The sequence below is a fragment of the Brevundimonas vesicularis genome (assembly GCF_044807075.1).
GTDB classification, from domain to species: domain Bacteria; phylum Pseudomonadota; class Alphaproteobacteria; order Caulobacterales; family Caulobacteraceae; genus Brevundimonas; species Brevundimonas vesicularis_G.
In genome coordinates this window covers 2036569-2062266 of sequence record NZ_CP085234.1, presented here as the reverse complement: position 1 = coordinate 2062266, position 25698 = coordinate 2036569, and the positions used below count along the sequence as shown (strand labels likewise).

Sequence of the window (25698 nt, the reverse complement as noted above, 5' to 3'; positions counted from 1 at the left end):
CGCAGATAGCGTTCCTGAACGCACTTCGCCACCCGTCATGGTCACGCTATGTTCACGGCGATGCGTCCGCAGATTCTCTTCCCCCTGTTCGCCGAGGTCTCGACCCTTAAGGGCGTGGGCCCTCGCGTCCTGCCTCTGGTGCAAAAGGTGGCGGGCCCGCTGGTTCGCGATCTGCTGTTCCTCAGCCCGTCCGGCGTCATCGTGCGCCGCCCTGCTGAGGCCGCCAGCGCCATCGATGGCGAGGTCGGCGTCTTCACCGTGACCATCGATCGCCTCTTCACGCCCAGCCGCCCCGGCGCGCCGCTGAAGGTCCGGGCCAGCGATCCGACCGGCTTCGTGCATCTCGTCTGGTTCGGCGGTTCGCCCCAGCACATCGACCGACTGTTGCCGCGCGGCGAGACGCGGTTGGTCGCGGGCAAGGTCGAAAGGTTCAATGGCGAGGTTCAGATCGTCCATCCGGACATCGTGACGCTCGAAAAGGCCGCCGACATTCCGGCGTCTGAACCCGTCTATCCGGCGACGCAGGGGCTCAGTTCTCGCCAGTTGCGTAAACTGGTTCAGGGCGCCCTGCCCGCCGCGCCCGACCTGCCGGAGTGGCAGGATCCCGCCTGGCTAAAGAAGCAGAACTGGCTAGGTTGGCGCGCCGCTCTGGACGCCCTGCATGCCCCTACAGCCGAGATGGACCTGTCGCCCGACGCCCCCGCCCGCCAACGTCTGGCCTATGATGAGTTCCTGGCCCATCAGTTGGCTCTGGCCCGTCGTCGCCGCGCTCGCGAGATCAGGCCCGCCCCCGTCATCGTCCCCGGCGCAGCGTCCGAACACCTGCTCCAGGCCCTGCCCTTCCAGCTGACCAACGCCCAGGCCCAGGCCGTCGCCGAAATCGGTCGTGATCTGGCGTCGGGCCAGCAGATGGGCCGATTGCTGCAAGGCGATGTCGGCTCAGGCAAGACCGCCGTCGCCGCCGTCGCTCTGGCCGACGCCGCTTCAAGCGGCTTCCAGTCCGCGCTCATGGCCCCGACCGAAATCCTGGCGCGCCAGCATTACGAGAAGCTCGGCCCCATGCTGGACGCGGCCGGCGTCGCTGCGGTCCTGCTCACCGGCCGCGACACCCCGGCTCAACGGCGCCAGAAACTGGCTGCACTGGCCTCGGGTCACGTCCAAGTCGCCATCGGGACCCATGCTCTGTTCCAGGACGCCGTTCGCTTCGACCGCCTGGCCCTGGCCGTCATCGACGAACAGCACCGGTTCGGCGTGAACGAGCGCCAGCGATTGCAGGCCAAGGGCGACCCGCGCCTGGGCGCCGTGCATCTGCTGACCATGTCGGCCACCCCCATTCCCCGCACGCTCGAACTAACGCAGTACGGCGAGCTGGAGGTCAGTCGCCTGATGGAGAAGCCACCCGGCCGCACCCCCGTCACGACCGCCGTCCTGCCCTTGGCCCGCATCGGCGAGGTCGCCGCCCGCCTGAAGACCGCCGTCGAAAGCGGCGCCCAGGCCTATTGGATCTGCCCTCTGGTTGAGGAATCCGAGGCCATCGACCTGGCGGCCGCCGTCGATCGCGCCGACGATCTGCGGCGCCTGCTGGGCGCGGAGGTCGGCCTGGCCCATGGTCAGATGCCGGGCGCCGAGCGCGAGTCGGTCATGGCCGACTTCGCCGACGGCCGCCTGCCGGTCCTCGTCGCCACCACGGTGGTCGAAGTCGGCGTGGACGTGCCCAACGCCTCGATCATGGTGATCGAACACGCCGACCGTTTCGGTCTGGCCCAGTTGCACCAACTTCGGGGCCGCGTCGGTCGCGGATCAAAGGCCAGTTCCTGCATCCTGCTGTACGGCGGTCAGGACGGCGCCCTCGGCGAGACGGCCAAGGAGCGGCTCGAAACCCTGCGTCGCAGCGAGGACGGATTCGAGATCGCCGAAGAAGACTTCCGCCTGCGCGGCGGCGGCGATCCCTTGGGCCTGAAACAGAGCGGTTTTCCCGCCTATCGTTTCGCCGACCCGATCCGTCACCGCAGCCTGATGCTGGCCGCCGCCGACGATGCGCGGCTGATCATGAACCGCGATCCGGATCTGACCTCGGAACGCGGCCAGGCCGTGCAGGTGCTGGAAGAGCTGTTCGACTGGAAGAACCACAAGGCCGGCGCAAGCTAGCCGATCACTCGGCTCCAGCCATCGAACCCGACCTCGACGTTTTCGGGAACAAGGGCCGACAACGTATTGTAATCCATGTCGATGTGCAGATTCGTCAGCACCGCACGCTCCACGTCTGCGGCGGCGATCCACGCCAGAGCCTGGTCCAGATGAGCATGTGTCGGATGGGGCGCGTAACGCAGCGCATCGACGATCCAGAGCTTGCAGCCGGCCACCGCCGCCAGGGCCGCCTCGTCCAGATCGGACACATCGCTGGAATAGGCCACGTCGCCTAACCGATAACCGACCGAGCGGATCGGCCCGTGCGCCTGATCGAACGTCGTGACCGCGATCGAACCGCCCGCGCCCTCGACGGACCAGGCTACGCCGTGCGGCGGAATGATCCGAGCGTCCAGCAGCGGCGGATAACCGAACTTGCTCTCGAAAATGTAGTCGAACCGATGCGTCAGCGAGCTGTGGGTCGGCTCATCCATCCACGCCGGTATCCGCTTCCTGGCCCGCGCGGCGAAGGTGCGCAGGTCGTCGATCCCGTGGGTCTGGTCGGCGTGGTCGTGGGTATAGAGAACCGCATCTACATGCTTCGCACCGCTGGCCAGCATCTGTTCGCGCAGGTCCGGCGATGTGTCGATCAGCACGTTGGTCACACCCTCTGCGCCGGTCTTTCTGGCCAGCATGGAACAGCGCGTTCGCCGGTTTTTGGGCTCGGCCGGGTCGCAGGCGCCCCAGTCGCCGTCCCCGCGCGGCACCCCGCCCGACGATCCGCTGCCCAGAATGACGACTTCGAAACTCATGCGGGTCTGGGTATCCGGTCAAAGAGGCCGAAGAAGGCCTCGGTCGTGATGCGGTCCGCCTCCTCGGCGCCCCAGCCACGGATCTGAGCCAGCTTGTCCAGCACATGACCGATGTAGGCCGGCTCGTTGCGCCGGCCCCGATGCGGAATGGGCGCCAGATAGGGGCAGTCGGTCTCAACGATGATCCGGTCGCCCGGCATGTCGCGGATCACCGCCCGCACGTCCTCGGCCGCCTTGAAGGTGGCGATACCGGAAACCGAAAACCAGGCGCCCATTTCAGCAGCGATTTTCGCCAGTTCCGCGCCACTCGTATAGCAGTGCATCAACATCTTGAACGGCCCCACGGCATACTCCTCGCGCAGGATCGACGCCATCACATCGTCCGCCTCACGCGTATGGATCACCAGCGGCAGACCGGTTTCGCGCGCCGCCGCCACATGCTGCCGGAACACCGCCGCCTGCACCTCGCGCGGGCTGAGGTCGTAGTGGAAATCCAGACCGCATTCGCCGATCCCGACCACCTTGCGCCGCTGGGCCAGTTCGATCAGGGTCGCCGTCGTCAGGTCCGCCGCATCCTTGGCCTCGTGCGGATGGACCCCGACCGTGCACCAGATGTCGTCATGGGCCATGGCGATGCCATGCGTCGCCTCGAAGGTCGTCAGCTTGTCGGAGATCTCGACCATCAGCCCGACGCCCGCCTCTCTCGCGCGCGCGATCACGGCGTCCCGGTCCTCGTCGAACTGAGACGCGTGCAGGTTCACATGACTGTCGATCAGCATCAGCCCATCCGCTCGTGCTGGGCCTGAACCCGCTTCAGGTCCGCCAGCGCGCCAGCCAGCACATCGGCCTTGTCCAGGTTCAGCCCCGCCGCCCGTTCCGGCAACGGCTGCAGCCGCTCCCACAGTTCGGCCCATCGATTGCCGGCGCCGGGCGCGCTCTGCAAGGCGCGCATCCGCACCGCCGCGATCAGCCGGTCCATCAGGGTCTCGAACCGCTCCTGCCCCTCGGCGCCGCGGAACCGGTCGGCGATGGCCAGGGCTTCAGCCCGGTCCACACCGCCCTCGACCCATCGCCGCGCCAGCTGATCCATCTCGAACGTCGCGCCGGACGCCAGGGCCAGGGCCGCGCCCGGCGATCCGCCCGCCATGATCGCCGCATGTTCGGCGTCCTCACGTTCCGCGCCTGTCCGGTTGCGCACCAGGGTCTCCAGCCGGTCCGGCGTCCAGATCGGAAAGCTCAACCGCCGACACCGCGACCGGATCGTCGCCAGCAACCGCCCCGGCGCATGGGTCACCAGAAACAGCACGCCACGCTCCGGCGGCTCCTCAAGAACCTTCAGCAAGGCATTGGCGGCGTTGAGATTCAGATCATCTGCCGCATCGATGATCGCCACCCGAAACTGGGCTTGCGACGGGCTCTTGGAAAAGAACTCCGGCAGTTCGCGCGACTGATCGACCGAGATCGACTTCTTGGTCTTGCCCCCTTCGACCAGGCGTTCCAGCACCAGCAGATCGGGATGCGATTGGGCCGAGATCAGCCGGCTGACCGGATCATCGCGCCGCGCGCCCAGCGGTCCGGAGCCCGGATCGGCCGCCGCACCCAGCAGTCGTCGCGCCGCGCGATAGGCGAAGGTCGCCTTGCCCGTCCCCTCGACCCCGCACAACAGCCAGGCGTGGTGCAACCGCCCCCGCTCCCAGGCATCCAGAAACGCCGTCTCCGCCGCGGCATCAGGGATCAGGTCGAACCGGTCACGCGGATGATCGCTCACAGCAGCCGGTCCTGCACCGCCTGCCAGACACGGGCCTCGACCTCGTCCAGCGATCCGACCGCGTCGATCAGAACGCAACGCTGAGGATTGGTTTCGACGATCCTCAGAAAGCCCTCGCGCAGCCGCTGATGGAATTCCAGACCCTTGGATTCGAACCGCGTCTCGAACAGGCCGCGCCCGAACGCCCGCTCCAGCCCGACCTCGACCGGCAGGTCGAACACCAGGGTCAGGTCCGGCTGGTCGTCCCCGACCACGCCCGCGTCGATCTGTTCGATAAAGCTTTGCGCCACGCCGCCGCCTGCGCCCTGATAGGCCCGGCTGGAATCGGCGAACCGATCGCACACCACCCAGTCGCCGGCCGCCAGCGCCGGGCGGATGGTCCGCTCCAGATGGTCCGAGCGCGAGGCGTACATCAGCAGGGTTTCGGTCATGGCCGACCACGGCTCGGCATCGGTGGCCACCACCAGATTGCGGATCACCTCCGCGCCCTTTGAGCCCCCCGGCTCACGCGTGCGCACGACCTTGCGCTCGCCCAGCACCGTCTGCAGCCGCGCGACCAGCCGCCCGACCTGGGTCGATTTGCCGGCGCCCTCGCCGCCTTCGAAGCTTATGAATTGTCCACGGGTCACGCGCCTTCATGGCGTGCCGACGCCGCCCGGCGCAAGCCCGCCCGCGCGATCAGCTGCCGGATATCAACAGGGCGCCCGCATAACCCCGCGCCACGACCGACTGACGCGCCGCCTCGGCCGCATTGGCGCTATCCCACGGCCCCACCACGACGTTGAACCGCCCCGCGCCCCGATCGGCGCGCACCCAGCCGCTCAGGCTGTCGGCGATTCGCCCGGCCTCGACCTGATCCGAGAAACTGCCCGCCTGGACCCAGAAGGTCGTCACCTCCGCAACCGCGACCGGCGTGGCAGCGATGACGGGCGCGCTGACGGGCGGGCTGGCCGGGACCGCGCCTCTCGGGGCGGGCGCCGAAGCCCGCAACAGCGTGCCCCCGCCCTGCTGCGGCGCCCGGCCGAGGTAGCGCACCCGCACCCGCCCCACGCCCTGCGACAGCATTCCCAGTTCGCTCGCCGCCTCGCGCGACAGGTCGATGATCCGGCTGTCCACGAACGGCCCGCGATCGTTGATCCGCACCACCAGTCGCCGCCCGTTCTCCAGGTTCGTCACCTCGACCAGACCGGGCAGAGGCAGGGTCTTGTGGGCCGCCGTCAGGGCATGCATGTCGAACCGCTCGCCGGTCGAGGTCGGTCGCCCGTTGAAGGCGTCGCCGTACCAGGACGCCATCCCGACCTCTTCGTAATCCGGCTGTTCCTTGGGCGTGTACCAGCGCCCGCGCACCTGATAGGGCCGCATCGTCCCCGACACGATTGGCGCCGGATCCTTGACGACGGGCGGATGGTCCTCGCCGCGCCCGGCGACCGTCCCGCGCACGCCTGCTCCGCCGACGGTGGAACAGGCGGCCAGCAGCGAAAACAGCCCCAGGATCAGCGCGCCGCGCACTCCCTGTCCAAACGTCATCGACCCGCCTCGCAAAAAATACGAAAACAGGATGACCGAAGACATTTCCGCTTTGGTTAATGACCCGTTCGCCTGCTATGGCGTCCGCCTCCGCTGCGGCGGCAAGGAAGTGTGGCCGAGTGGTTTAAGGCACTGGTCTTGAAAACCAGCGACGGTGAGAGCCGTCCGTGGGTTCGAATCCCACCGCTTCCGCCATTGATTTAGGCTAGCGTGATGTTTCTTCCCGGAGGCGGGTTGTTCACACTCCGTCGAACCCACCATGCCCGGATACTACCTACTCGGGCGGGGCGGCAGTCAACGTGCGCCAGTAATTTCGAAAGAGTTCGTTGCATTTGGTGTCAGCGGCCAAATCTATCCGGCCCATTCTCCCTATCTCGTGGCCAAAACCAAAAGCATCCGCGAGTTCGTCTTCTATGACACCCCTGTCGCTCTTCGATATGCCTTGGGCGGTCGCAAGAATTTCCGTGTGATCTTGAATATCTGTCGCGATCAAACGGACATTCTGCCGATGAAAAGCAAAACCGAGGAACACGATGCGATCCGCTGACGCGATCGCCGCTCTCATTGCATCAAGCGCTTCCCCCTCTTCGATCTGCTCGGTGAATGTCCGAATCTGGTCAACCACCTCCACCAGTTGAGCTGCCCCGCAATGCCCAAACTGGACAGCAGGCTCCTCCCCTGATCGCCATGGCAGCCGGCCGGTCAGTCCATAGGGCCGATGGATCAGCCAGTCCTTCATCAATGCCTGAATCTGCTCGGGCGCGATGCCGTAGTAATCACTGAGTGATAGCGGCAGATAATGCTCCAAGCACCTATCATAATTGAAATTTACAATTTCGACATTGTCGAAAAGATTGTCGATTTGGCTCAGCTTTACTTGTTCCGTAAGTAGCTTGGTGAAGCTGCTATACCAAGTATTTTGAAACATACTCATGTCCACCTTCCGAGTGTCCTGGGCTGGTCGGAAGTATGTGCTATGCGCTTCTGCTTTTAAGATGCCACGTGCGATCCCAAGTTTGCCAAGGAGCTCGATCTCCTTGTTCTCCAATGCATCAATCACGTTGTCGATCGAAAGAGCCTGCTTGGCCGAAAGCCCAAGTTGGCGGCCCGCCCGAAGGTGATCGTTCAATCGCTCTACTGAACGCCCCTCATTCAGGATAGTCCTGAGGGCTTCGACTATAAATACATCCCCATGTGTTTGCTTTGAAAAGTGATCAAACTGAAAGTGGGTCATTTCGACGATCGCTTTCAGCAGATCATCACCGATCGGCAACCCCACCTCATAGCTGGCTCCCGCACCGATCACGAAAACGGTTCTAGCTCTGAACATGCGACATCCCCAACCTTAGCGCCCACCCACCATCGTCCCCAAGTTGCGTTGAAGAGTCCAGACAACGCTCTCCTTTGGTCGCACGGCCCAGGGTGTTCCCGACGTTCGTCTGGTGTGAACAAGCCGCTCTACGAGAATAGATCGAGAGTGGCAGACTTGATTTATAGGCGGTTGGAGGCACTCCCCGCAGCAATAGGATAGCGCGCCACAGCGTCGGGATCGCCATGATCATGGGGCGTGACGTGACCCCCTTAAACTCCTCCAGGAATAGCTAGAGTCCGCCCCTCGAAAGGACGGACAGAATGAAGCGATCACGGTTCACGGAAGAGCAGATCATCGGGATCCTGCGCGAGCAGGAGGCCGGCGTTCCGGTGGCGGACCTGTGCAGGAAGCACGGGCTGAGCTCACCGACCTTCTACAAGTGGAAGGCCAAGTATGGCGGCATGGACGTGTCAGAGGCCCGGCGTCTGAAGGCGCTGGAAGAGGAGAACGCCAAGCTGAAGCGGATGCTGGTGGACTCGATGCTGGACAGCGTCGCGCTGAAGGATCTGCTGGGAAAAAAGTGGTGACGCCCGCTGCGCATCGAGAGGCGGCGGCGCACCTGCAGTCGGCCTACGCGATGAGCGAACGGCGGGCCTGCCGGGTGTTGGGCGTGGATCGGACGAGCGTGCGCTATCAGGCGACGCGACCGGACGACGGCGTCCTGCGGGATCGGCTGAAGGCCCTGGCCCAGGAGCGACGGCGGTTCGGCTATCGCCGCCTGCACGTGATGCTTCGGCGCGAGGGGCATGCGGTCAACAAGAAGCGCGTCCAGCGGATCTATCGCGAGGAGAAGCTGACGGTGCGCCGGCGCGGCGGGCGCAAACGCGCCATAGGCACGCGGCGTCCGCTGGAGATTCCCCTGGTCGCGAACCAGCGCTGGTCGCTGGACTTCGTCTCCGACCAGATGACGGACGGGCGGCGCTTCCGCATCCTGACGGTGATCGACAACTGCACGCGCGAGTGCCTCGGGCTCGTCGCCGACACCTCGCTGTCAGGGCGACGGGTGGCGCGCGAGTTGGACGCCATCATCCTGCGGCGGGGACGCCCGGATACGATCATCAGCGACAACGGCACGGAATATACGTCCAACGCCATCCTGGCCTGGGCCGACGACGCCGGCGTGAGCTGGCATTACATCGCGCCGGGCAAGCCTCAGCAGAACGGCTTCAACGAGAGCTTCAATGGTCGGCTGCGCGACGAGCTGCTGAATGAGACGCTGTTCCGATCGCTGCCGCACGCCCGGGCTGTCCTCGAAACCTGGCGGCGCGACTACAACGAAACCCGGCCTCACTCGAAGCTGGGATGGTTGACGCCGAAGGCCTACGCACAGGCGCTCACCGGACAGAGCGGCCGGTCTGCTGCGCTGGTTGATGGCTGCTCAGACCGGCCTATTGCCAACCCCGCCAACCCCAGTTCAGATCAACCAAGGACTCTCGTTATGGCTGGATGAGAAACGGGGGTCACGTCAGTGACCTTCGACGCGGTCGAGGGCCAGACGACCACCTTCCGCTCGGCGCTCAGCTTCCAGACCCATCCGGGCGTGGACGGCCAGCCGCCCGAGCGCGTGGTCGAGGCCGGGCCCTGGGCCATCGCCGCCTATGTCGAGGATCCGCTGGAGACCCGCTTCATCCAGTCGTTCAAGACCTTCGCCGCCAGCGCCGCCTTCACCGAGACCCGGATCGACAACAAGCGCTACGCCTTCGAGGATCTGCTGGCCGCCTTCCTCTTGCACCTGCGCCACCACGCCGGCGACGCACTGGCTGCTGCGCCGCCCGCCGTCATCGTCGGCCGTCCCGTCACCTTTGCGGGCGGCAATCCGGACGAGACCCTGGCCCTGTCGCGCTATCAGAGGGCGTTCCAGCGGCTGGGCTTCACCGACATCCGCTATGCGCACGAGCCGGTCGGCGCTGCCTTCTATTTCGCACGCCAGCTGAAGGCGGACGCCACGGTCCTGGTCGCCGACTTCGGCGGCGGCACCAGCGACTTCTCCATCATCCGGTTCGAACATACGCCCGACGGCCTGCGATCGACGCCGTTGGCGCGCTCGGGCGTGGGCGTGGCGGGGGACGCCTTCGACTACCGGATCATCGACCAACTGGTGTCGCCCGAACTCGGCAAGGGCGGGCTGTACAGTTCGGTCGGCAAACAGTTGCCTATTCCCCAGCGGTATTATTCCGCCTTCGCCCGCTGGGATCAGCTGGCCCTGCTGCGCGCATCACGCGACATGCGCGACATCCGCACGCTGGCTCGCACCGCACTGGAGCCGGAGAAGATCGAGCGCCTGATCGAGGTGCTGGACGACAACCACGGCCATGACCTGTACCGCGCCATCTCCACGCTGAAGATGGCCCTGTCGGCCGAAGACCAGGCGACCTTCCTGTTCCAGGCCGGTGGCGTCCATATCGAAAAGCCGGTCGCCCGCGCCGATTTCGAACGCTGGATTGCGCCGGAACTGGCCGCCATCGAGGGGGCGGTGGATCAGGCGATGGCGCGCAGCGGCCTGGCGCCCGACGCCATTGACCGCGTCTTCCTGACCGGCGGCACCTCCTTCGTGCCGGCCGTGCGGGCGCTTTTCCAACACCGCTTCGGCGCCGAGCGGATCGAGACGGGCGGCGAGTTCGAATCCATCGCCGCCGGCCTGGCCCTGATCGGGCGCGAGGCGGATCTGGACCTGTGGAGCGAAAAGGCGGTCTAGAATCCCGACCCTAGAACCCTTGCGCCCGCGCCACCCGTTCGGCGTGGAAACCGGCGTCGCCCAGCAGTTCGTTCAGCACCCGCACCCGCTTCATGAACAATCCGACGTCGAACTCGTCGGTCATGCCGACGCCGCCGTGCATCTGGACCGCCTCCTGCACCGCCAGTTCGGCGACCCGCCCGGCCTTGGCCTTAGCGATGGAGGCCGCCAGCGGCGCGTCCTCGCGCCCCTCGTCGATCGCGATCTGCGCGCCGATCGTCGCCGCGCGCGCCAGCTCCAGCTCCGAGAACAGATGCGCGGCCCTGTGTTGCAGCGCCTGGAACTCGCCGATCAGCTTGCCGAACTGTTTGCGGGTCCGCAGATAATCCATCGTCGTCTTGAACGCCTGATCCCCGGCGCCGGTCAGGCTGGAGGCCGCGCAGGCACGCCCCAGGTTCAGCGCGCCGTCCAGCAGCGCCTCCCCGCCCCCAACCGCGCCGATCACTGCATCGGCGTCGACCGCGACATCGCTCAGCGTGATCCGCGCCGCATTGTGCGCGTCCACCATCACCGTGCGCTCGATCTCGACGCCCGCCGTCGCCGGATCGACTAGGAACAGCGTCGTGCCCTCTTCAGCCGTCGCGACGACGATCAGGGCGTCCGCCACATGGCCGTCCAGCACGAAGGCCTTGGCCCCGTTCAGCTTGAAGCCGTTGCCCGCGCGCTCGGCCCCGGTGGTGATCCGCGACGGCGCGTGTTTCGCACCCTCGTCCACTGCCAGCGACAGGATCGCCTCGCCCGCCGCGATCCTGGGCAGCCAGGCCTGCTGCGCCTGCGATCCGCCGTCGATCAGCACCTTGGCGGACAGGATCGACGAGCCGAGATACGGCGACGGCGTCAGGGTGCGGCCCAGGCTCTCGGCGATCACCCCGGCCTCAACGGCGCCCAGCCCCATGCCGCCCAGCGCCTCGGGGATGATGACGCCGGCGAACCCCATCTCGCCAAAGGCCCGCCATAGGTCGCGCGACACCCCGTTGGCGTCACGCTCGTCCCGCAGCTTTCTCAGATGGTCGATCGGCGCCTGTTCGTTCAGGAAGCCGTCGGCGGCGTCCTGCAACATCGTCTGTTCTTCAGTCAGGATCAGCGGCATCGTCTCACGCTCCCGGCAGTTGCAGCAGGTGTTTGGCGATGATGTTCAGCTGAACCTCGCTTGTGCCGCCCTCGATGGAGTTGGCCTTTGTCCGCAGCCAGTCGCGCGCGGTCTTGCCGTCGTTCGACCGCTCGCCCTCCCATTCCAGCGCATCGGCCCCGCCCGCCGCCATCAGCAGCTCATGGCGCCGCTTGTTCAGCTCGGAGCCATAGTATTTCAGCATGGAGGCGATGGCCGGGTGCGCCTGTTTGGCCTTCACCTGATCGCCGACCCGCTCCATCGCCAGGCGGAAGGCGGCGGCGTCGATCTCCAGGTCCGCGATCCGGGCGCGCAGCATCGGCTCGTCCAGACGCCCGGCTTCGTCGGCGCCGATGGCGTCCAGAGCCACCTGCCCCACCGGCCGCCCGCCGCCGACTTCGCCCATCGCGCCGATCATGGTCCGCTCATGCGCCAGCAGGTATTTGGCCACGTCCCAGCCCCGGTTCAGCATGCCGACCAGGTTTTCCTTTTCCACCCGCACGTCGTCGAAGAAGGTCTCGCAGAAGGGCGACTTGCCTGAAATCAGGGTGATCGGCCGCGTCGTCACGCCCGGCGTCTTCATGTCGAACAGCACGAAGCTGATGCCCAGATGTTTGGGCGCCTCGGGGTCCGTGCGCACCAGGCAGAAGATCCAGTCGGCCTTGTCGGCGTAGGAGGTCCAGATCTTCTGGCCGTTGACGATCCAGTGGTCGCCTCGATCCTCGGCCCGCGTCTGGATGGACGCCAGATCCGACCCCGCACCCGGCTCGGAATAGCCTTGGCACCAACGAACCTCGCCGCGCACGATCTCCGGCAGGAAGCGTTTCTTCTGCTCTTCGGTCCCAAAGGCCAGCAGCGCCGGGCCCAGCATCCAGACGCCGAAACTGGCCAGGGCCGGTTGGGCCTTGATGCGGCGCAGTTCGGAGGCCAGCACCTTGGCCTCCTCGCGGCTGAGGCCGCCCCCGCCGTATTCCTGGGGCCATTCCGGCGCTGTCCAGCCCCGCGCGCCCATCCGCTCCAGCCACAGCTTGTGCGCCGGGGTCTTGAAGGTGGGGTTTCGCCCGCCCCAGATCATTTCGTCGTCGGCCATCGGCCCGCGACATTCGGCCGGGCAGTTCGCCTCCAGCCAGGCGCGCGTCTCGGCGCGGAATTGCTCCAGATCGGTCATTCCTCGTCTCCCATGGCGTGCGTCGCTGACCGGCCGAAACCGATGCGAGACATCGTTGGGAATGACCTTATCCAGGAAATCCCCGCCTTAGAAAGCGAAACCTGAATGCCGATCACTTAGCTGACGTAACGTCAGATCAGGCCGTCAGATCAGGCCGTGGCCCTTGGGCAGTTCGGCATAGCGGTGAACCCGCGTCGCCATCACCAGACCGAAGCCGATCATGACGGTCAGCATCACCGTGCCGCCGTAGGATAGCAGCGGCATCGGCACGCCCACGACCGGCGCCAGCCCCATCACCATCGCCCCGTTGATCAGCACATAGAGCGCGAATGTCGCCGTCACCCCCGACGCCGCCAATCGCCCGAAGTGACTGTGCGACAGCGAGGCGATCCTCAGGGAGATCAGGATGATGGCGGCATAGGAGGCCAGAAGCGTGAAGGTGCCCACAAAGCCGAACTCCTCGGCGAAGGCGGCGAAGATGAAGTCGGTCTGGCGTTCTGGCAGGAACTCCAGCTGGCTCTGGCTGCCCAGGCCGAACCCGCGTCCCAGCGGCCCGCCCGACCCCATGGCGATCTTGGACTGCACGATCTGATAGCCCTTGTCCGACATGTCGGCCTCGGGGTTCAGGAAGGTCAGCACCCGATGACGCTGATAGTCGTGCATGCCGAACATCACATAGGGCGGCACCAGCACGGCGGCGGCGATGATCAGCGGCAGGATGATCCGCCAGCTCAGCCCAGCGACGAACATGATCGCCGCGCCCGTCAAACCGATCAGCATGGCCGATCCTAGGTCCGGCTGGTGCGCGACCAGCAGGAACGGCAGGCCGATGATCCCGACCGGGAAGATCAGCTTCCAGTGGAAACTCGCCTCCTTGGCCGAGGCGCCGTGATACCAGCGCGCCAGGGCCAGCACGACGCCGATCTTCATGATCTCGGACGGCTGGATGCGGGTGAAGCCCAGGTCCAGCCATCGCGTGGCCCCCAGCGCCGTATAGCCCAGCGGCGTCTCCACCAGCGCCAGCATGAACAGCGCCATCCCGTAGATGGGATAGGCCAGGGCGAACCAGTAGCGGATGCTGATCAACGACAGCATCAGCATCAGCGCCAGACACATGCCGAACCGGATCAGGTGCTTCATCGCCCACGGCGACCAGGATCCGCCCGCCACCGAATACAGCATCAGGGCGCCGGTGCCGGACACCACGCACAGCAGGGCCGTCAGACGCCAGTCGATCTGGCCGAGCTTGGTCGAGACGCGTTCGCGCTCGCCGGGACGTGACAGGGCCGAGGCGGTCAACGGCCGGGCTCGGACAGATAGGGACGCGGGCCGCTGGTCGCAGACGGCGCGGGGCGGCTCGGCTGCGGCGGGGCCACGACATCGGGCTCGGGCGCGGCGCCGACCACGCCGTCCTCTACGATAGCGTCGCCGGTCGGTTCGGGCGGCAGCGGCCGTTCGATGCGGGCTCGCATATCCGGATCCTTGAGCAGCACGGTGCGCATCACCTCGCGCGCACGCGGCGCGCCGGCGGTCGCCCCGCCCTTGCCCCCGTGTTCGACGATAACGGCGACCGCATATCGCGGCGCATCCACCGGCGCGAAGGCCACGAACAGGTTGTGATCCTTCAGCGCCCAGATATTGCTCTTGCGCGAGCCGGAGCCGTAGTTTCGGACCTGGGCCGTGCCGGTCTTGCCGGCCATCTGTATGTCGCCCAGGCCCAACTGGCTCTGGCGATAGGCGGTGCCGGATCGGTCGTTGGCCACGGCGATCATGCCCTGGCGCACATATTCGACGTGGGCGGGATCGAACGGCAGGTCTGGGGCCTCGGCCCCGCTAGGTTGTTCGACGCCGCCGATGGACTTGATCAGGCGCGGCTGCAGCTGCTTCTTCCCGTTGGCCAACCTAGAGGTCATGACCGCCAGCTGCAGGGCGTTCACTGTGATCGCCCCCTGCCCGATGGCGACGGAGGTCGTCTCCCCCGGATGCCAGACCGGATCGCGCGGGAAGGTTCGCGCCTTCCATTCCGTGGACGGCAACAGGCCTTTGCGCTGGTTGCCGACACCAATGTCGAACTCGTGCTCGAAGCCCAGCGCCAGCCCGGCCTTGCGGATATTGTCCACGCCCGCGCGGTTGCACATGGCGTAGAAATAGACGTCGCAGGAGTTCTTGATCGCGTCGTGCATGTTCTGGGTGCCATGCCGCCCCCAGCATCGCTGCACCCGGTTGCCGGTGCGATATGCGCCGCTGCAGAAGACCGTCTGATTCGGATCGACACCCGCCTCCAGCAAGGCCAGGGCCGTCGTCGGCTTGAAGGTCGAGCCCGGCGGGAAGGTGCCGTTCAGCGTCTTGTCCAGCAGCGGTTTGCGCTCATAATCGGCCAGTGCGCGATAGGTCTTGCTCGGCACGCCGCCGACGAACAGGTTTGGATCGAACGACGGCGCAGACATCATGCACAGGATGTCGCCGTTGCGCACATCCATGACCACACAGGCGCCCGACTCGTCGCCAAACACCTCCAGCGCCCGGTTCTGAACGTCGGCGTCCAGCGTCAGGATGACTTCCTTGCCGGGCACGGCGGGCCGCGATCCGCCGATGTCCTCGGCGACCACGCGACCGCGCGCATCCACCTCGACCCGATTGCCGCCCGGCTCGCCGCGCAGCGACGCGTCCAGCGCCTTTTCGACGCCCTGACGGCCGATGCGGAAGCTGGGATTGAACAGCAGGGCCGGCGGCTGCTCGCCCTTGTCGCGGATCGCCTTGACGTCCCGATCCGAAACCTTGGCCACATAGCCGATGACGTGGGCGAACGCTCCGCCGAACGGGTAGTAGCGCGCCTCGTTCATATCGACCATGACGCCGGGCAGTTCGTTGGCGTACTGATTGACCTTGGCGAACTCCTCCCAGGTCAGGTCGCTCTTGACCGGCACCGGATTGAACTTGGACGCCGCATTGACGTCGCGGATGATGGCGCGCCGGCGCTCAAGCGTGTCGGGCAACAGCCGTCCCAGAAGGTCCAGCGTCTGGTCCAGATCCTTGGTTTCGTCGCGCACCACCAGCACCCGGAAACTGGGGCGATTGCCGGCGATGACGACGCCGTTGCGGTCCTTGATCAGGCCGCGCGGCGGCGGGACCATGCGAAAGTTGAACTGGTTCTGCGACGACAGGGTCGCATATTCCTGAGCCTGCACGACCTGCAGCTGACCCAGCCGTCCGATCAGCGCGGTAATCCCCAGCGCCGTCGCCCCGCCCAGCACGAAGGTGCGCCGCAGGAAGGACCCCTGACGCTCATTCACATCGGCGAAGAAGATGGAGGGCTCGCCGCTCATCGGAACCGAATATCTCCGTCGTCGAATCGCTCAAGCATCCAGTTGACGATCGGAAACAGCAGCAGCGTCGGCACGACCTGCCCGACCAGCGGCAGGATCGCCGGCGCGTTCGTCGCCCGCATGGTCACCACCAGATAGGCCAGAAAAAAGGCGCCCAGCGTACAGGCGGCATAGGCTCCGAAGCGGATCATCCCCTCATGCCCCGCCAGCAGATTACGCGACAGCAGCACCGTTCCATAGACGCCCATCAGACACAGCGCCCACAGACCCAGCGGCGTATTCCAGAACAGATCCAGGAACAGGCCGATCAGAAACAAGATCGCCGGCGCCAGCATCGACGGCCGGATTAACGGCCAGGCGAAGGCCAGGATCATCGGAATGACCGGCTCGGGCAGATGCAAACCGAACAGCTGGAGCGGCGTGCCCAGAACAACCGTCGCGGCGAGGACGAGCAGGGCCGGATAGACGATCCACTGAAGAGGTCCGACAACGCGAACCGCGACGGGCCGTCTCACGCCGCGCCTCCCGGAGCGGGCGTCGGCGCAGGGCTGGCCGCAATCGGCGCAGGCGACGGGGTCGAAGCCGCCGGCCTCGGAGACGTCGCAGCGGGACGGGCCGCCGTCGACGCAGGGGCGGGCGCAGGCGTCGGGGCTGGCGTCGCGGCCGCGGCACGCGCCCGTTCGGCTTGGGCCTGCTGCGCCGCCGCGCGGCGGGCGGCGGCGTCACGGATCGCTCCGACCTCGGCGGCGCTCGGCTCCGGCGCCGTCGTCAGGCCGGCGAGCGGCGGCGCATTCAGCGCGTTCGGGCTGACCAGCTGGCCGAAGCTCTGGAACAGCAGCACGCGAACATAGTCGATCGCCCCATGGTCGCTGAACAGCTTGACCCGCCAGGCGCCGTCCACGCCCTTGGCGGCCACCCCGATCGGCAGACCGCGCGGCAGCCCGCCGCCGTCTCCCGAACTCAGAATACGGTCACCCGCCTTGATGGAACCCGATCCGCGAATGAACTCCAGACGCGGGCTGTCGCCGCCGTCGCCGGTCAGCATGGCGCGCGCATCGGTGCGCTCGATCATCACAGGCGTGCGCGACGCCACATCCGTCAGCAACACGACACGGCTGACGCCGCCCGTCACGCCCGTCACCCGACCGACCAGTCCATGTTCCGTCACGACCGGATTGCCGATCCGCACGCCTTTGGCCGAACCAACGTCGATCAGCTTGGCGTTGGAGAAGGGACCGCGTGTTTCCGAAATGGCCCGCCCCGTGGCCATGGGCACCGGCGGTTCGGTGCGCAGACCCAGCAGGGCCTCATAGCGGCCGTTTATGTTCTTTTGGGCGATCGCTTCGTCGCGCCAGCCGCGCAGGTCGGCGATCTCGGCCTTCAGGCGGCGGTTCTCGCCGATGGCGAAGAAATAGCCGCCGACGTAGTCGCGCGCGGTCCCGGCCCAACGCACTGGCGCGGCGAAGACCCCGCCGACCGGCCCGGCCGCCGATTCGAAACCGCCGCGCGCCGCGCCCATGGTCGAGCCGCCCTCGGACGTGGTCCGATCGCCCAGCAACAGGACGACCGCGCCGATGACAGCCACGACGACGACGACCGCGGCGGTCCACGCCAGCGGCACCTTGATGTTTTCAAAAGGGCCGTCGCGAAACGCCACGGGCGACCTTCCACTCAAAGGGGTTGGAATCGGCAGGACGCCCCCTGCCGCTCGGCTTGCCTATCGCAAAATCAAGGCCGGAATGGAACCGTGATCACGCAGGCCTGACAAGGATTTGCAGCCAAGCTTTCACCCGGCCGCAACGGACGGATCAGAGCGCGGAGTCGAGGATGCCCTTCATCCAGCGCGGATGTTCCAGCACGCGACCGCAACCGATGGCCACGCAGGACAGCGGATCATCGGCGACCGAAACCGGCAGGCCGGTGTGATCGCGGATTTCGACGTCCAGGCCGCGCAGCAGCGCGCCGCCGCCCGTCAGCATGATGCCCTTGTCGGCGATGTCGGCGGCCAGTTCTGGCGGAGTGGCTTCCAGCGCGACCTTCACGGCCTCGATGATCTGGGTGACCGGCTCGGCCAGGGCCTCCGCGGCCTGGCGCTCCGAGATACGCACCTCGCGCGGCACGCCCTGCATCAGGTCGCGGCCCTTGACCTCGATCGACAGGCCTTCGCCGTCGGCCGGGATACGGGCCGTGCCGATGTCCTTCTTGATGCGCTCGGCGGTCGTTTCGCCGATCAGCAGATTATGGTTGCGGCGCATGTAGCTGATGATGCTGTCGTCCATCTTGTCGCCGCCGACGCGGACCGAACGCGAATAGACGATGCCCGACAGCGACAGGACGGCGACTTCGGTCGTACCGCCGCCGATGTCGACGACCATCGAGCCGGTCGGCTCGTGGATCGGCAGGCCGGCGCCGATCGCAGCCGCCATGGGCTCGTCGATCAGGCCCACGCGGCGGGCCGAGGCGTTCAGGCAGCTGTCGTTGATCGCACGACGCTCGACGGCCGTGGCGCCCGACGGCACGCACACGATGATCTTGGGGTTCACGAAGCCCTTGCGGTTATGCACCTTGCGGATGAAGTGCTTGATCATCTCTTCGGCGACTTCGAAGTCGGCGATGACGCCGTCGCGCATGGGGCGGATCGCCTCCATGTGGCCCGGCGTGCGGCCCAGCATCTGCTTGGCCTCGATGCCCACGGCGTGGACGACCTTGCGCCCCCCGACATTTCTCAGCGCCACGACCGACGGCTCGTTCAGGACGATGCCCTTGCCCTTCATGTAGATCAGGGTGTTGGCGGTGCCCAGGTCCATCGCGATGTCGTTGGAGATCGCGCCGAAAAGGGAGAAGCTCATGGGAATCGATACCGTTGTTAGCTGGTAGGGCGTCTAGATGTCTCAGTCGACCTGGCGACGCCCCAACTGCCCTGACATCCCCACGCCGGACAGTTCCTGATCGTCTTCGCCACGCCTACTAGCGGCGGGTTTGCCCGTATGAAACCGGGATTACAAGCCCCGATGACGGTCTCGTCATATTGACAACGCCACAGTCGCGCGGCGCGCCTGTGGATGAGACCGAGGACCCGCTTCGCTTGAGCCGCATGATCGTCTGGATACGGACGATGCCCCGATCAATCGCCCCGGACGCTCTCGCGCCGCTTCACCAGTTCGCGCACCACCAGCATCAGTCCCAGCCAGGCCAGCGCCACGCCAGCCAATATGGCCGAGGTCCAGATGCCGTCGCCGCTGACCGCCGTCATGAAGGATCCGCCGAAGAAGGCGACCAGCGCCGTCTTGGGCAGCACCCCCAGCGCGCACCCCGCCAGAAAGCCCGGGAACGACGCCCTCGCCGCCCCGAATGCCATGTTCACGACGATGAACGGCGCCGACGGCACGTTGCGGATCATGAAGCTGGCGTAAAAGGCGTTCTTGCCGACGAAACGCGTCAGCCGCCCCACCGTCCTACCGCCGTGCCGCGCCAGCAGCCGCGCCGTGGGTCCGCGTCCCAGCCAGTAGGTCACGCCCGCCGATACGACCGTCGCGATCCAGCTGTAGAGGAAGCCGAACCACGGTCCGAACGCCACGACGCAGGCGGCGATCAGGATGAACTGCGGCGCGCCGAAGAAGGCCGAGCCCGTGAACACCACGATGGCGGCCACCAGCCCCCATGGCCCCTGACGGAACCCGCCCAGCCAGTCTTCCAGCCGCCCTTCGGCCTCCAGCCCCAACTGGCTCTTGCCGACCGCGAACAGGGCGATCATCGCGCCGAGCAGCAGGGCCGTCGCCAGCACGGCGCGCCAGCGACGCGCCTCCATGTTCGACAGAAAATCGATGATCCAGCGCATCAGAGCCGCCGCTTATCATCCCATCTCTGCATTAGCGAGCATCAGCGCATTGTCCCGAAGGGCGACGCCGCGTAAGGAACCTGGCCTCCCCGGCAAAAACTTCCAAAACCACGGGATAGTTCATGTCCAGCCTGCAATCTTCCGCCCTCGCCCGCGTCAAGCCTTCGGCTACCATCGCCGTCACCGCGCAGGCTCGGAAGCTGAAAGCCGAAGGCCGCGACGTGATCGGCCTGGGCGCCGGCGAGCCGGACTTTGATACGCCCGAAAACATCAAACAGTCCGCCATCGACGCGATCAACCGCGGCGAGACCAAATACACCGACGCCGACGGCATGCCCGAGCTGAAGGCGGCCATCGTCGCCAAGTTCAAGCGCGAGAACGATCTCGACTATACGGCGGCCAACATCCACGTCGCGCCGGGCGGCAAGCCCGTCATCTTCAACGCCCTGGTCGCCACGCTGAACCCCGGCGACGAAGTCATCGTGCCCGCCCCCTATTGGGTCAGCTATCCTGATATGGTGCTGCTGGCCGGCGGCGAGCCTGTCACCGTGATCGGCGAGGAGAAGGACGGCTTCAAGTTGCTGCCCGCCGTGCTGGAGGCCGCGATCACGCCCCGCACCAAATGGCTGATCCTGAACAGCCCGTCCAACCCCACCGGCGCCGCCTACACCCGCGCCGAGCTTGCAGCCTTGGCCGAGGTCCTGCGTCGTCACGCCCACGTGTGGGTGCTGACCGACGACATGTACGAGCACCTCGTCTATGGCGACTTCGAATACACCACCATCGCCCAGGTGGCGCCGGATCTGATTGACCGCACCCTGACGGTCAACGGCGTGTCCAAGGCCTATGCCATGACCGGCTGGCGCATCGGCTACGCCGGCGGCCCTCAGCCGCTGATCGACCTGATGCGCAAGGTGGCCAGCCAGACCACGTCGAACCCATCCAGCATCAGCCAGTGGGCGGCCGTCGAGGCGCTGAACGGCCCGCAGGACTTCATCCCTGAGCGCAAGGCTGCTTTCGAAAAGCGCCGCGACCTGGTCGTGTCGATGCTCAACCAGGCGGCTGGCATAACATGCGCCACGCCCGAGGGCGCCTTCTACGTGTATCCGTCCATCGCCGGACTGATCGGCAAGACGACGGAGACGGGCGTGGTCATCGACGGCGATTCCACCTTTGCCGCGGAACTGCTGAACGCCGAGGGCGTCGCCGTCGTCCAGGGCGAGGCCTTCGGCCTCAGCCCCTATTTCCGCATCAGCTACGCCACCTCGGACGCCGTGCTGGAAGAAGCCTGCACCCGCATCCAGCGCTTCACCGCCTCGCTGCGCTGATGGACACAGGGCGGAGGTTCAGGCCTCCGCCCGCCATCCGGCCCTATTTGCTGGGCTGCATATAGACGACCCGGCAGTCGCCATCGATCGTGGTGTAGCGGTTGTTCGACGCGTCGACGAACGAGATCCGGCCGCCGTCGTCGTACTCGACCTTGCCGGTCGAACGTCCCTTGAAGTTCTCCACCCCATAGGTCCAGCAGGTGATGTCCGCCGGCTTGTCACCCCAGGTGGCGTCATTGCGCGCCCGCTTGCTGTCGGTGCAGGCGGACAGTCCGCCGGTCAGGGCGCCGGTCAGGGCAAGGGCGGCGGCGGTATGGACGAGCTCTTTCATAGGCTCAGCCTTGCACGGACGCCGTCCAAGAAAAAGGCCGCCCCGGCGATGCCGGGACGGCCCAACTTTCAAAGATGGCGCTCGACCTAGGGCCGGCTGGCCATGCCCAGCTTCACCGGCTTGGCGTCGTCAGCCAGGGCGCCGCGCTTGACGCCCCACAACAGGATGATCGGCGCACCGACATAGATCGACGAATAGGTGCCGACGATGATGCCGAACATCAGGGCGATCGAGAAGCCGAACAAGGCCTCGCCGCCGAAGATGGCCAGGGCCGCCAGCACCATGACGGCGGTCACGCCGGTGATGATTGTCCGCGACAGGGTCTCGTTCAGCGACAGGTCGATCACGTCGCGCAGCGGCATGGTCTTGTACTTGCGCAGGTTCTCGCGAAGGCGGTCGAAAACGACGACGGTGTCGTTCATCGAATAGCCGATGACGGTCAGGACGGCGGCGACCATGTTCAGGCTGAACTCCAGCTTGAACAGCACGATCAGCCCGAACGTCAGGATCACGTCGTGCAGCAGGCCGACCACGGCTCCGAACCCGAACTGCGGTTCGAACCGGAACCAGATGTAGAGGAACATCAGGCCGATCGCGACGCCCAGAGCCAGCAGGCCCGAGGTGAACAGCTCGCCCGACACCTTGGAGCCGACGACGCTGACGCCCGAATAGTTGACCTGACCGACCGCGCCGCTGATGGCGCCCTCGACTTGGTTGACGACCTGGGTCTGATCGCGGCCTTCCGGCACCTGGAAGCGAAGAATGGCGGTGGAGCCGTCATCGACATTGGTGTCGCGACGCGCAATGCCCTGGACCTGAACATCGCCGAGGTTCAGGCCGTTCACGGCCTCGCGGACCCGATCCAGCTCGATCGTCTGACCCGCGGGCTTGGACACTTCCATCGAGGCGCCGCCCCGGAAGTCGATGCCCATGTTCAGGCCGGGATAGAAGCAGGCGATGATCGAGGCGACGCACAGGATCACCGACAGGACGCCGGCGAACCGCGCATATTTGACGAAGTGGAAGTTCGTCTTCTGCGGCAGCAGTTTGATGAGGGGCCATCCACGCATCGCCATCACTCCGCGATCGGCAGTTTTTTGGGCTTGGCCGTCTTGAGCCAGTAGCCAAGCAGGACCTGGGCGACCAGGACCGACGAGAAGACCGAGGTGAACACACCGATGGTCAGGGTCCAGGCGAACCCGCGAACCGGGCCTTCGCCGAACACGAACATGATGCCCGCCGCGACCAGGGTCGTCAGGTTGGCGTCGATGATGGTGCCCATGGCCTTGTTGAAGCCGGCGTCCATCGAGGCGATCACGCTGCGGCCCGCTCGGGCCTCGTCACGCATCCGCTCATAGATCAGCACATTGGCGTCCACCGCGACGGCGAAGGTCAGGATCAGACCGGCGATGCCGGGCAAGGTCAGCGTCGCCTGGGTCAGCGACATGGCCGCCACGATCAGCACGCCGTTCAGCACCAGGCCGACCACCGACACGCCACCGAACAGCAGGCCGTAGGCCAGGATCATGAACAGCACGATGATGGCGAAGCCGACGGCGGTCGACAGAGCGCCGGCGGCGACCGCGTCCGCACCCAGTTCAGCCGTGACGGTGCGGCGCTCCTCGACGTTCAGCGGCGCCGGCAGGGCGCCGCCGTTCAGCAGGTTCACCAACGTCGCCGCTTCCTGGATCGAGAAGTTGCCCGTGATCTGACCCGAGCCCGAGGTGATCGCGCTCTGGATTGTCGGGGCCGAGATGACCTTGCCGTCCAGGATAATGGCGAAGGGCTTCTGAAGGTTGGCGGCGGTGGCTTCGCCGAAGCGACGCGCGCCGGCGCCGTCGAAGCGGAAGTCGATGGCCGGGCGGCCGCTCTGGTCTGAACCGACGCCGGCGCGGGTCAGGTTCTCGCCCGACACCAGCACGCGCTTCTTGACCAGATAAGGCGTGCCGTCCTCGCCTTGCAGCAGTTCGGAATCGGGCGGCACACGGCCGGCCATTGCGTCTTGGACCGAGTTTTCGACATCGACCATCTGGAACGTCAGCTGCGCCGTCTGGCCGATCACTTCTTCCAGCTTGCTCGGATCGCTCTCGCCCGGCGCCTGGACCACGATCCGGTCGGCGCCCTGGCGGGTGATGGAGGGTTCTCGCGTGCCCAGGCTGTCGATCCGGCGGCGCACCACCTCGATCGACTGGTCCACGGCCGTCGCGCCCATACCGTTCAGCGCAGCGTCGGTATAGGCGAAGCGGATGCGGTTATCGCCCAGGCGCGTCGCGGTGCGCTCGGCCTGCCCACCCGGTCCGACCTGACCGCCCAGTTGTTGCAGCGCCTTGAACGCGACATCGCTCTGGGCCGGATTGGCCAGGGTGACGACCACGCCGCCGGCTTCACGCTGGAAGCCGTTGGTGGCGACGCCCGCGCCGTTCAGCGTGACCCGAACGTCCTCGATCAGGTTGGTGACACGCTTTTCGCGCATCGCCGGCACATCGACTTCCAGCAGCAGATACGAACCGCCCTGAAGGTCCAGCCCCAGGTTCAGCTTGTTTTTGGGCATGAAGCCGGGCAGCGCCTCGCGTTGCTGATCCGACAACAGGTTAGGGAACGCCAGCAGACAGCCGAGAACGGCCGAGACGACGACGAGAATGACTTTCCAGCGCGACAGCTGAATCATGAGGGCGGTCCAGGTATCGGCGGATACGCGAGCGTATCAGGCCTTGGAATCGTTGGCGGCGATGGCGGTGCGGTTGCGCACCTCGGCGATCATGGCCTTGACCACGCGCACGTTAACGCTGGGCGCGATCTCTACGTTGACCTCGGCCTCTTCGACGCGGGTGACCTTGCCGATCATGCCGCTGCCCAGGACGACCGTGTCGCCACGCTTGACGGCGGCGATGGCGGTCGCGTGCTCCTTGGCGCGCTTCTGCTGCGGACGGATCAGCAGGAAGTAAAACAGGATGAAAATACCGATGATGGGCGCAAACCCGATCAACTGCGCCGTCAAGCCGCCTTCAGCGCCCATGGGTCGTCTCCGAACATAGAAGGGTAGCCCTCGTCGGCCCCCCATTAAAACGAGGCGCGGAACCTAGGGCCGCGCCTCGCAGATTGCAACGCGGCGAAAGCGCTACCTGGGCAACACTGTCAAAGGATCGACGGCGACCGGATCGTCGCCGCGCATCTGACGGGTCTCGAAGTGGATCGAGGGGCGTCCGTCGCCGGCCGTCAGACCCACGGTGCCGATCTGCTGGCCCGCGCGCACGTCGTCACCATCCTTGACCGTCGCCGAACCGAGATGGCCATAGACCGTGCGCCAGCCGTTGGCGTGCACGATCAGCACCGTCAGCCCTTGCCCCACCAGATCGCTGCCGACATAGGCCACGCGCCCGGCCGCAGAGGCGCTGACCGTCGCGCCGGCCGAGGCCCCGATGTTGATGCCGTTGTTCCGCTCGCCCATGCCGACCAGGCCGAAACGCCGCACGATGTCGCCGCGCACGGGCCACAGCAGGTTCGGCTGACCGGCAGCGGTGCCGGCGGCGTTGGCCTGTTCGACAGGGCGCGTCTGGACCGGCAGGGCCGCATTGCCTGAGGGCGGCGGCGGGGGCGGCGGCACGGCGCCGTTGTTGGGCACGAGCACGCCGACGGGCGAGGCGCCGGTCGCGTACGGATCGCGGCCGGTATCCACCGCCGCTTCAGGCAGGATGATCCGCTGGCCCGTCGTGATCGCTCCGCGCGGCCCCAGTCCGTTCAGATCGATCAGCGTCTGCACCGGCGTCTGGAACCTGCGCCCCACGCCCGAGATCGTGTCGCCCGGCTGGATCACATAGGCCGCGCCCGGGCGCACCGGGGCAGACGACGACGGATAGGACGGCGGCGTATAGGCGGGCGGCTGCGACGCCGGAGGCTGATAGGTCGGTTGGCTCGGACCGACATTGACCGTCGGCGGCAAGGCTCCGCCGTCCACCTGGCCGATCGGCGCGGTCGCGGGGGGCGGCGATTCATCGGGGGCCGGCCGATAGGGCTGGTTCGCATTCTGACCGGCGTTCGGATAGGCTGGCTGATGCGGATAGGCGCCCTGCCCCGGACCATAGGCCGGCGCCGGGTTCGCATGCGTCGAATAGCGCGGCTCCGAAGGATAGCTGATGCAGGCCGCCGTGCTCAACGCCGCCCCCGCGACCAGAATCGCTCTCATCCAGCCCGAAATCATCGCCACCGGCTGCTCCCATTCGTGGTTAAACTCGCCCGCCCGGTGTGCCCGCTCGCGCCCC

The 25698-nt window shown here is 66.5% G+C and carries 22 protein-coding genes, 1 tRNA gene and 1 pseudogene; 5 read left to right on the top strand and 19 right to left on the bottom strand.

The genetic code is table 11. From position 1 onward, the window contains the following. Positions 1–60: 60 nt before the first annotated feature. On the top strand, positions 61–2148 hold the full coding sequence (gene recG, locus LG306_RS10240) for an ATP-dependent DNA helicase RecG (protein WP_404414179.1): 2088 nt from the start codon (positions 61–63) through the stop codon (positions 2146–2148). On the opposite strand, the gene LG306_RS10235 is transcribed toward recG, so the two are convergent. The 5 genes from LG306_RS10235 to LG306_RS10215 are packed head-to-tail and all read right to left on the bottom strand — an operon-like array spanning position 2145 to position 6234. Then, positions 2145–2939, bottom strand: a complete 795-nt coding sequence (locus tag LG306_RS10235) for an MBL fold metallo-hydrolase (RefSeq protein ID WP_404414177.1) — start codon at positions 2937–2939, stop codon at positions 2145–2147. The genes recG and LG306_RS10235 overlap by 4 nt on opposite strands. After that, on the bottom strand, positions 2936–3718 hold the full coding sequence (locus tag LG306_RS10230; protein ID WP_404414175.1) for a TatD family hydrolase: 783 nt from the start codon (positions 3716–3718) through the stop codon (positions 2936–2938). Before LG306_RS10230 ends, LG306_RS10235 begins: the two co-directional genes overlap by 4 nt. Then, positions 3718–4707 carry a DNA polymerase III subunit delta' gene (locus tag LG306_RS10225; RefSeq protein WP_404414173.1) on the bottom strand — a complete coding sequence of 330 codons (990 nt, stop codon included), beginning with the start codon at positions 4705–4707 and terminating at the stop codon, positions 3718–3720. The genes LG306_RS10230 and LG306_RS10225 overlap by 1 nt, the downstream gene beginning before the upstream one ends. Next, a complete protein-coding gene (gene tmk / locus LG306_RS10220; protein ID WP_404414171.1) occupies positions 4704–5336 on the bottom strand; it encodes a dTMP kinase in 633 nt (210 codons plus the stop codon). The genes LG306_RS10225 and tmk overlap by 4 nt, the downstream gene beginning before the upstream one ends. A 49-nt stretch (positions 5337–5385) precedes the next feature. After that, complete coding sequence (locus LG306_RS10215; RefSeq protein ID WP_404414169.1) at positions 5386–6234, bottom strand: septal ring lytic transglycosylase RlpA family protein; 849 nt, start codon at positions 6232–6234, stop codon at positions 5386–5388. Between the two features lie 105 nt (positions 6235–6339). Between LG306_RS10215 and LG306_RS10210 the strand changes: the two genes are divergently transcribed. Continuing rightward, positions 6340–6429, top strand: a tRNA-Ser gene (locus LG306_RS10210). A gap of 79 nt (positions 6430–6508) precedes the next feature. Here the strand turns inward: LG306_RS10210 and LG306_RS10205 are convergent. After that, positions 6509–7564, bottom strand: a complete 1056-nt coding sequence (locus LG306_RS10205; RefSeq protein ID WP_404414167.1) for a hypothetical protein — start codon at positions 7562–7564, stop codon at positions 6509–6511. A 302-nt stretch (positions 7565–7866) separates the two neighbouring features. Between LG306_RS10205 and LG306_RS10200 the strand changes: the two genes are divergently transcribed. Then, positions 7867–9056, top strand: a protein-coding gene (locus LG306_RS10200; protein WP_404413560.1) for an IS3 family transposase whose coding sequence is annotated in 2 segments (ribosomal slippage) — positions 7867–8119 and positions 8119–9056 — 1191 coding nt in all. Because the reading frame shifts where the segments join, the coding sequence is not laid out codon by codon here. Positions 9057–9110: 54 nt separating this feature from the next. Then, positions 9111–10301, top strand: a pseudogene (locus LG306_RS10195) (Hsp70 family protein); the annotation flags it as partial. Between the two features lie 10 nt (positions 10302–10311). On the opposite strand, the gene LG306_RS10190 reads toward LG306_RS10195, so the two are convergent. From LG306_RS10190 to LG306_RS10155, 8 genes are all read right to left on the bottom strand, one after another. Further along, complete coding sequence (locus LG306_RS10190; RefSeq protein WP_404414165.1) at positions 10312–11430, bottom strand: acyl-CoA dehydrogenase family protein; 1119 nt, start codon at positions 11428–11430, stop codon at positions 10312–10314. Positions 11431–11434: 4 nt separating this feature from the next. Beyond that, entirely contained in the window at positions 11435–12616 is a 1182-nt protein-coding gene (locus LG306_RS10185) for an acyl-CoA dehydrogenase family protein (protein ID WP_404414163.1), read from the bottom strand. A gap of 144 nt (positions 12617–12760) precedes the next feature. Beyond that, a complete protein-coding gene (gene rodA, locus LG306_RS10180) occupies positions 12761–13915 on the bottom strand; it encodes a rod shape-determining protein RodA (protein WP_066551392.1) in 1155 nt (384 codons plus the stop codon). After that, positions 13912–15942 carry a penicillin-binding protein 2 gene (gene mrdA, locus LG306_RS10175; RefSeq protein WP_404414160.1) on the bottom strand — a complete coding sequence of 677 codons (2031 nt, stop codon included), beginning with the start codon at positions 15940–15942 and terminating at the stop codon, positions 13912–13914. Before mrdA ends, rodA begins: the two co-directional genes overlap by 4 nt. Further along, positions 15939–16457, bottom strand: coding sequence for a hypothetical protein (locus LG306_RS10170; protein WP_404414158.1), 519 nt, complete (start codon positions 16455–16457; stop codon positions 15939–15941). Before LG306_RS10170 ends, mrdA begins: the two co-directional genes overlap by 4 nt. Continuing rightward, positions 16454–17599, bottom strand: coding sequence for a rod shape-determining protein MreC (gene mreC / locus LG306_RS10165; RefSeq protein WP_404414156.1), 1146 nt, complete (start codon positions 17597–17599; stop codon positions 16454–16456). The genes LG306_RS10170 and mreC overlap by 4 nt, the downstream gene beginning before the upstream one ends. A gap of 151 nt (positions 17600–17750) precedes the next feature. After that, positions 17751–18791, bottom strand: a complete 1041-nt coding sequence (locus tag LG306_RS10160) for a rod shape-determining protein (RefSeq protein WP_112861881.1) — start codon at positions 18789–18791, stop codon at positions 17751–17753. A gap of 275 nt (positions 18792–19066) precedes the next feature. Then, a complete protein-coding gene (locus tag LG306_RS10155) occupies positions 19067–19780 on the bottom strand; it encodes a TVP38/TMEM64 family protein (RefSeq protein ID WP_404414153.1) in 714 nt (237 codons plus the stop codon). A gap of 122 nt (positions 19781–19902) precedes the next feature. On the opposite strand from LG306_RS10155, the gene LG306_RS10150 reads away from it, so the two are divergent. Further along, positions 19903–21108 carry a pyridoxal phosphate-dependent aminotransferase gene (locus tag LG306_RS10150; protein ID WP_404414151.1) on the top strand — a complete coding sequence of 402 codons (1206 nt, stop codon included), beginning with the start codon at positions 19903–19905 and terminating at the stop codon, positions 21106–21108. A 43-nt stretch (positions 21109–21151) separates the two neighbouring features. Here the strand turns inward: LG306_RS10150 and LG306_RS10145 are convergent, their stop codons facing one another. From LG306_RS10145 to LG306_RS10125, 5 genes are all read right to left on the bottom strand, one after another. Continuing rightward, positions 21152–21439, bottom strand: coding sequence for a hypothetical protein (locus tag LG306_RS10145; RefSeq protein ID WP_404414149.1), 288 nt, complete (start codon positions 21437–21439; stop codon positions 21152–21154). Positions 21440–21525: 86 nt separating this feature from the next. After that, positions 21526–22515 carry a protein translocase subunit SecF gene (gene secF, locus LG306_RS10140; protein ID WP_112861878.1) on the bottom strand — a complete coding sequence of 330 codons (990 nt, stop codon included), beginning with the start codon at positions 22513–22515 and terminating at the stop codon, positions 21526–21528. Continuing rightward, the gene (gene secD, locus LG306_RS10135; protein ID WP_404414147.1) at positions 22515–24107 is read right to left on the bottom strand and encodes a protein translocase subunit SecD; all 1593 of its coding nucleotides are present in this window, start codon (positions 24105–24107) and stop codon (positions 22515–22517) included. The genes secF and secD overlap by 1 nt, the downstream gene beginning before the upstream one ends. Before the next feature lie 36 nt (positions 24108–24143). After that, positions 24144–24455, bottom strand: a complete 312-nt coding sequence (gene yajC, locus LG306_RS10130; RefSeq protein ID WP_017504795.1) for a preprotein translocase subunit YajC — start codon at positions 24453–24455, stop codon at positions 24144–24146. Positions 24456–24557: 102 nt separating this feature from the next. Next, positions 24558–25637, bottom strand: coding sequence for a peptidoglycan DD-metalloendopeptidase family protein (locus tag LG306_RS10125; protein ID WP_404419699.1), 1080 nt, complete (start codon positions 25635–25637; stop codon positions 24558–24560). Positions 25638–25698 lie beyond the last annotated feature (61 nt).

What these genes read in the sequence shown, in the direction of transcription:
- recG (WP_404414179.1), top strand. Translation starts at nt 61, where the DNA reads ATGCGTCCGCAGATTCTCTTCCCCCTGTTCGCCGAGGTCTCGACCCTT.
- LG306_RS10235 (WP_404414177.1), bottom strand. Translation starts at nt 2,939, where the DNA reads ATGAGTTTCGAAGTCGTCATTCTGGGCAGCGGATCGTCGGGCGGGGTG.
- LG306_RS10230 (WP_404414175.1), bottom strand. Translation starts at nt 3,718, where the DNA reads ATGCTGATCGACAGTCATGTGAACCTGCACGCGTCTCAGTTCGACGAG.
- LG306_RS10215 (WP_404414169.1), bottom strand. Translation starts at nt 6,234, where the DNA reads ATGACGTTTGGACAGGGAGTGCGCGGCGCGCTGATCCTGGGGCTGTTT.
- LG306_RS10205 (WP_404414167.1), bottom strand. Translation starts at nt 7,564, where the DNA reads ATGTTCAGAGCTAGAACCGTTTTCGTGATCGGTGCGGGAGCCAGCTAT.
- LG306_RS10190 (WP_404414165.1), bottom strand. Translation starts at nt 11,430, where the DNA reads ATGCCGCTGATCCTGACTGAAGAACAGACGATGTTGCAGGACGCCGCC.
- LG306_RS10185 (WP_404414163.1), bottom strand. Translation starts at nt 12,616, where the DNA reads ATGACCGATCTGGAGCAATTCCGCGCCGAGACGCGCGCCTGGCTGGAG.
- mrdA (WP_404414160.1), bottom strand. Translation starts at nt 15,942, where the DNA reads ATGAGCGGCGAGCCCTCCATCTTCTTCGCCGATGTGAATGAGCGTCAG.
- LG306_RS10160 (WP_112861881.1), bottom strand. Translation starts at nt 18,791, where the DNA reads ATGAGCTTCTCCCTTTTCGGCGCGATCTCCAACGACATCGCGATGGAC.
- LG306_RS10155 (WP_404414153.1), bottom strand. Translation starts at nt 19,780, where the DNA reads ATGCGCTGGATCATCGATTTTCTGTCGAACATGGAGGCGCGTCGCTGG.
- LG306_RS10150 (WP_404414151.1), top strand. Translation starts at nt 19,903, where the DNA reads ATGTCCAGCCTGCAATCTTCCGCCCTCGCCCGCGTCAAGCCTTCGGCT.
- LG306_RS10145 (WP_404414149.1), bottom strand. Translation starts at nt 21,439, where the DNA reads ATGAAAGAGCTCGTCCATACCGCCGCCGCCCTTGCCCTGACCGGCGCC.
- secF (WP_112861878.1), bottom strand. Translation starts at nt 22,515, where the DNA reads ATGGCGATGCGTGGATGGCCCCTCATCAAACTGCTGCCGCAGAAGACG.
- secD (WP_404414147.1), bottom strand. Translation starts at nt 24,107, where the DNA reads ATGATTCAGCTGTCGCGCTGGAAAGTCATTCTCGTCGTCGTCTCGGCC.
- yajC (WP_017504795.1), bottom strand. Translation starts at nt 24,455, where the DNA reads ATGGGCGCTGAAGGCGGCTTGACGGCGCAGTTGATCGGGTTTGCGCCC.
- LG306_RS10125 (WP_404419699.1), bottom strand. Translation starts at nt 25,637, where the DNA reads ATGATTTCGGGCTGGATGAGAGCGATTCTGGTCGCGGGGGCGGCGTTG.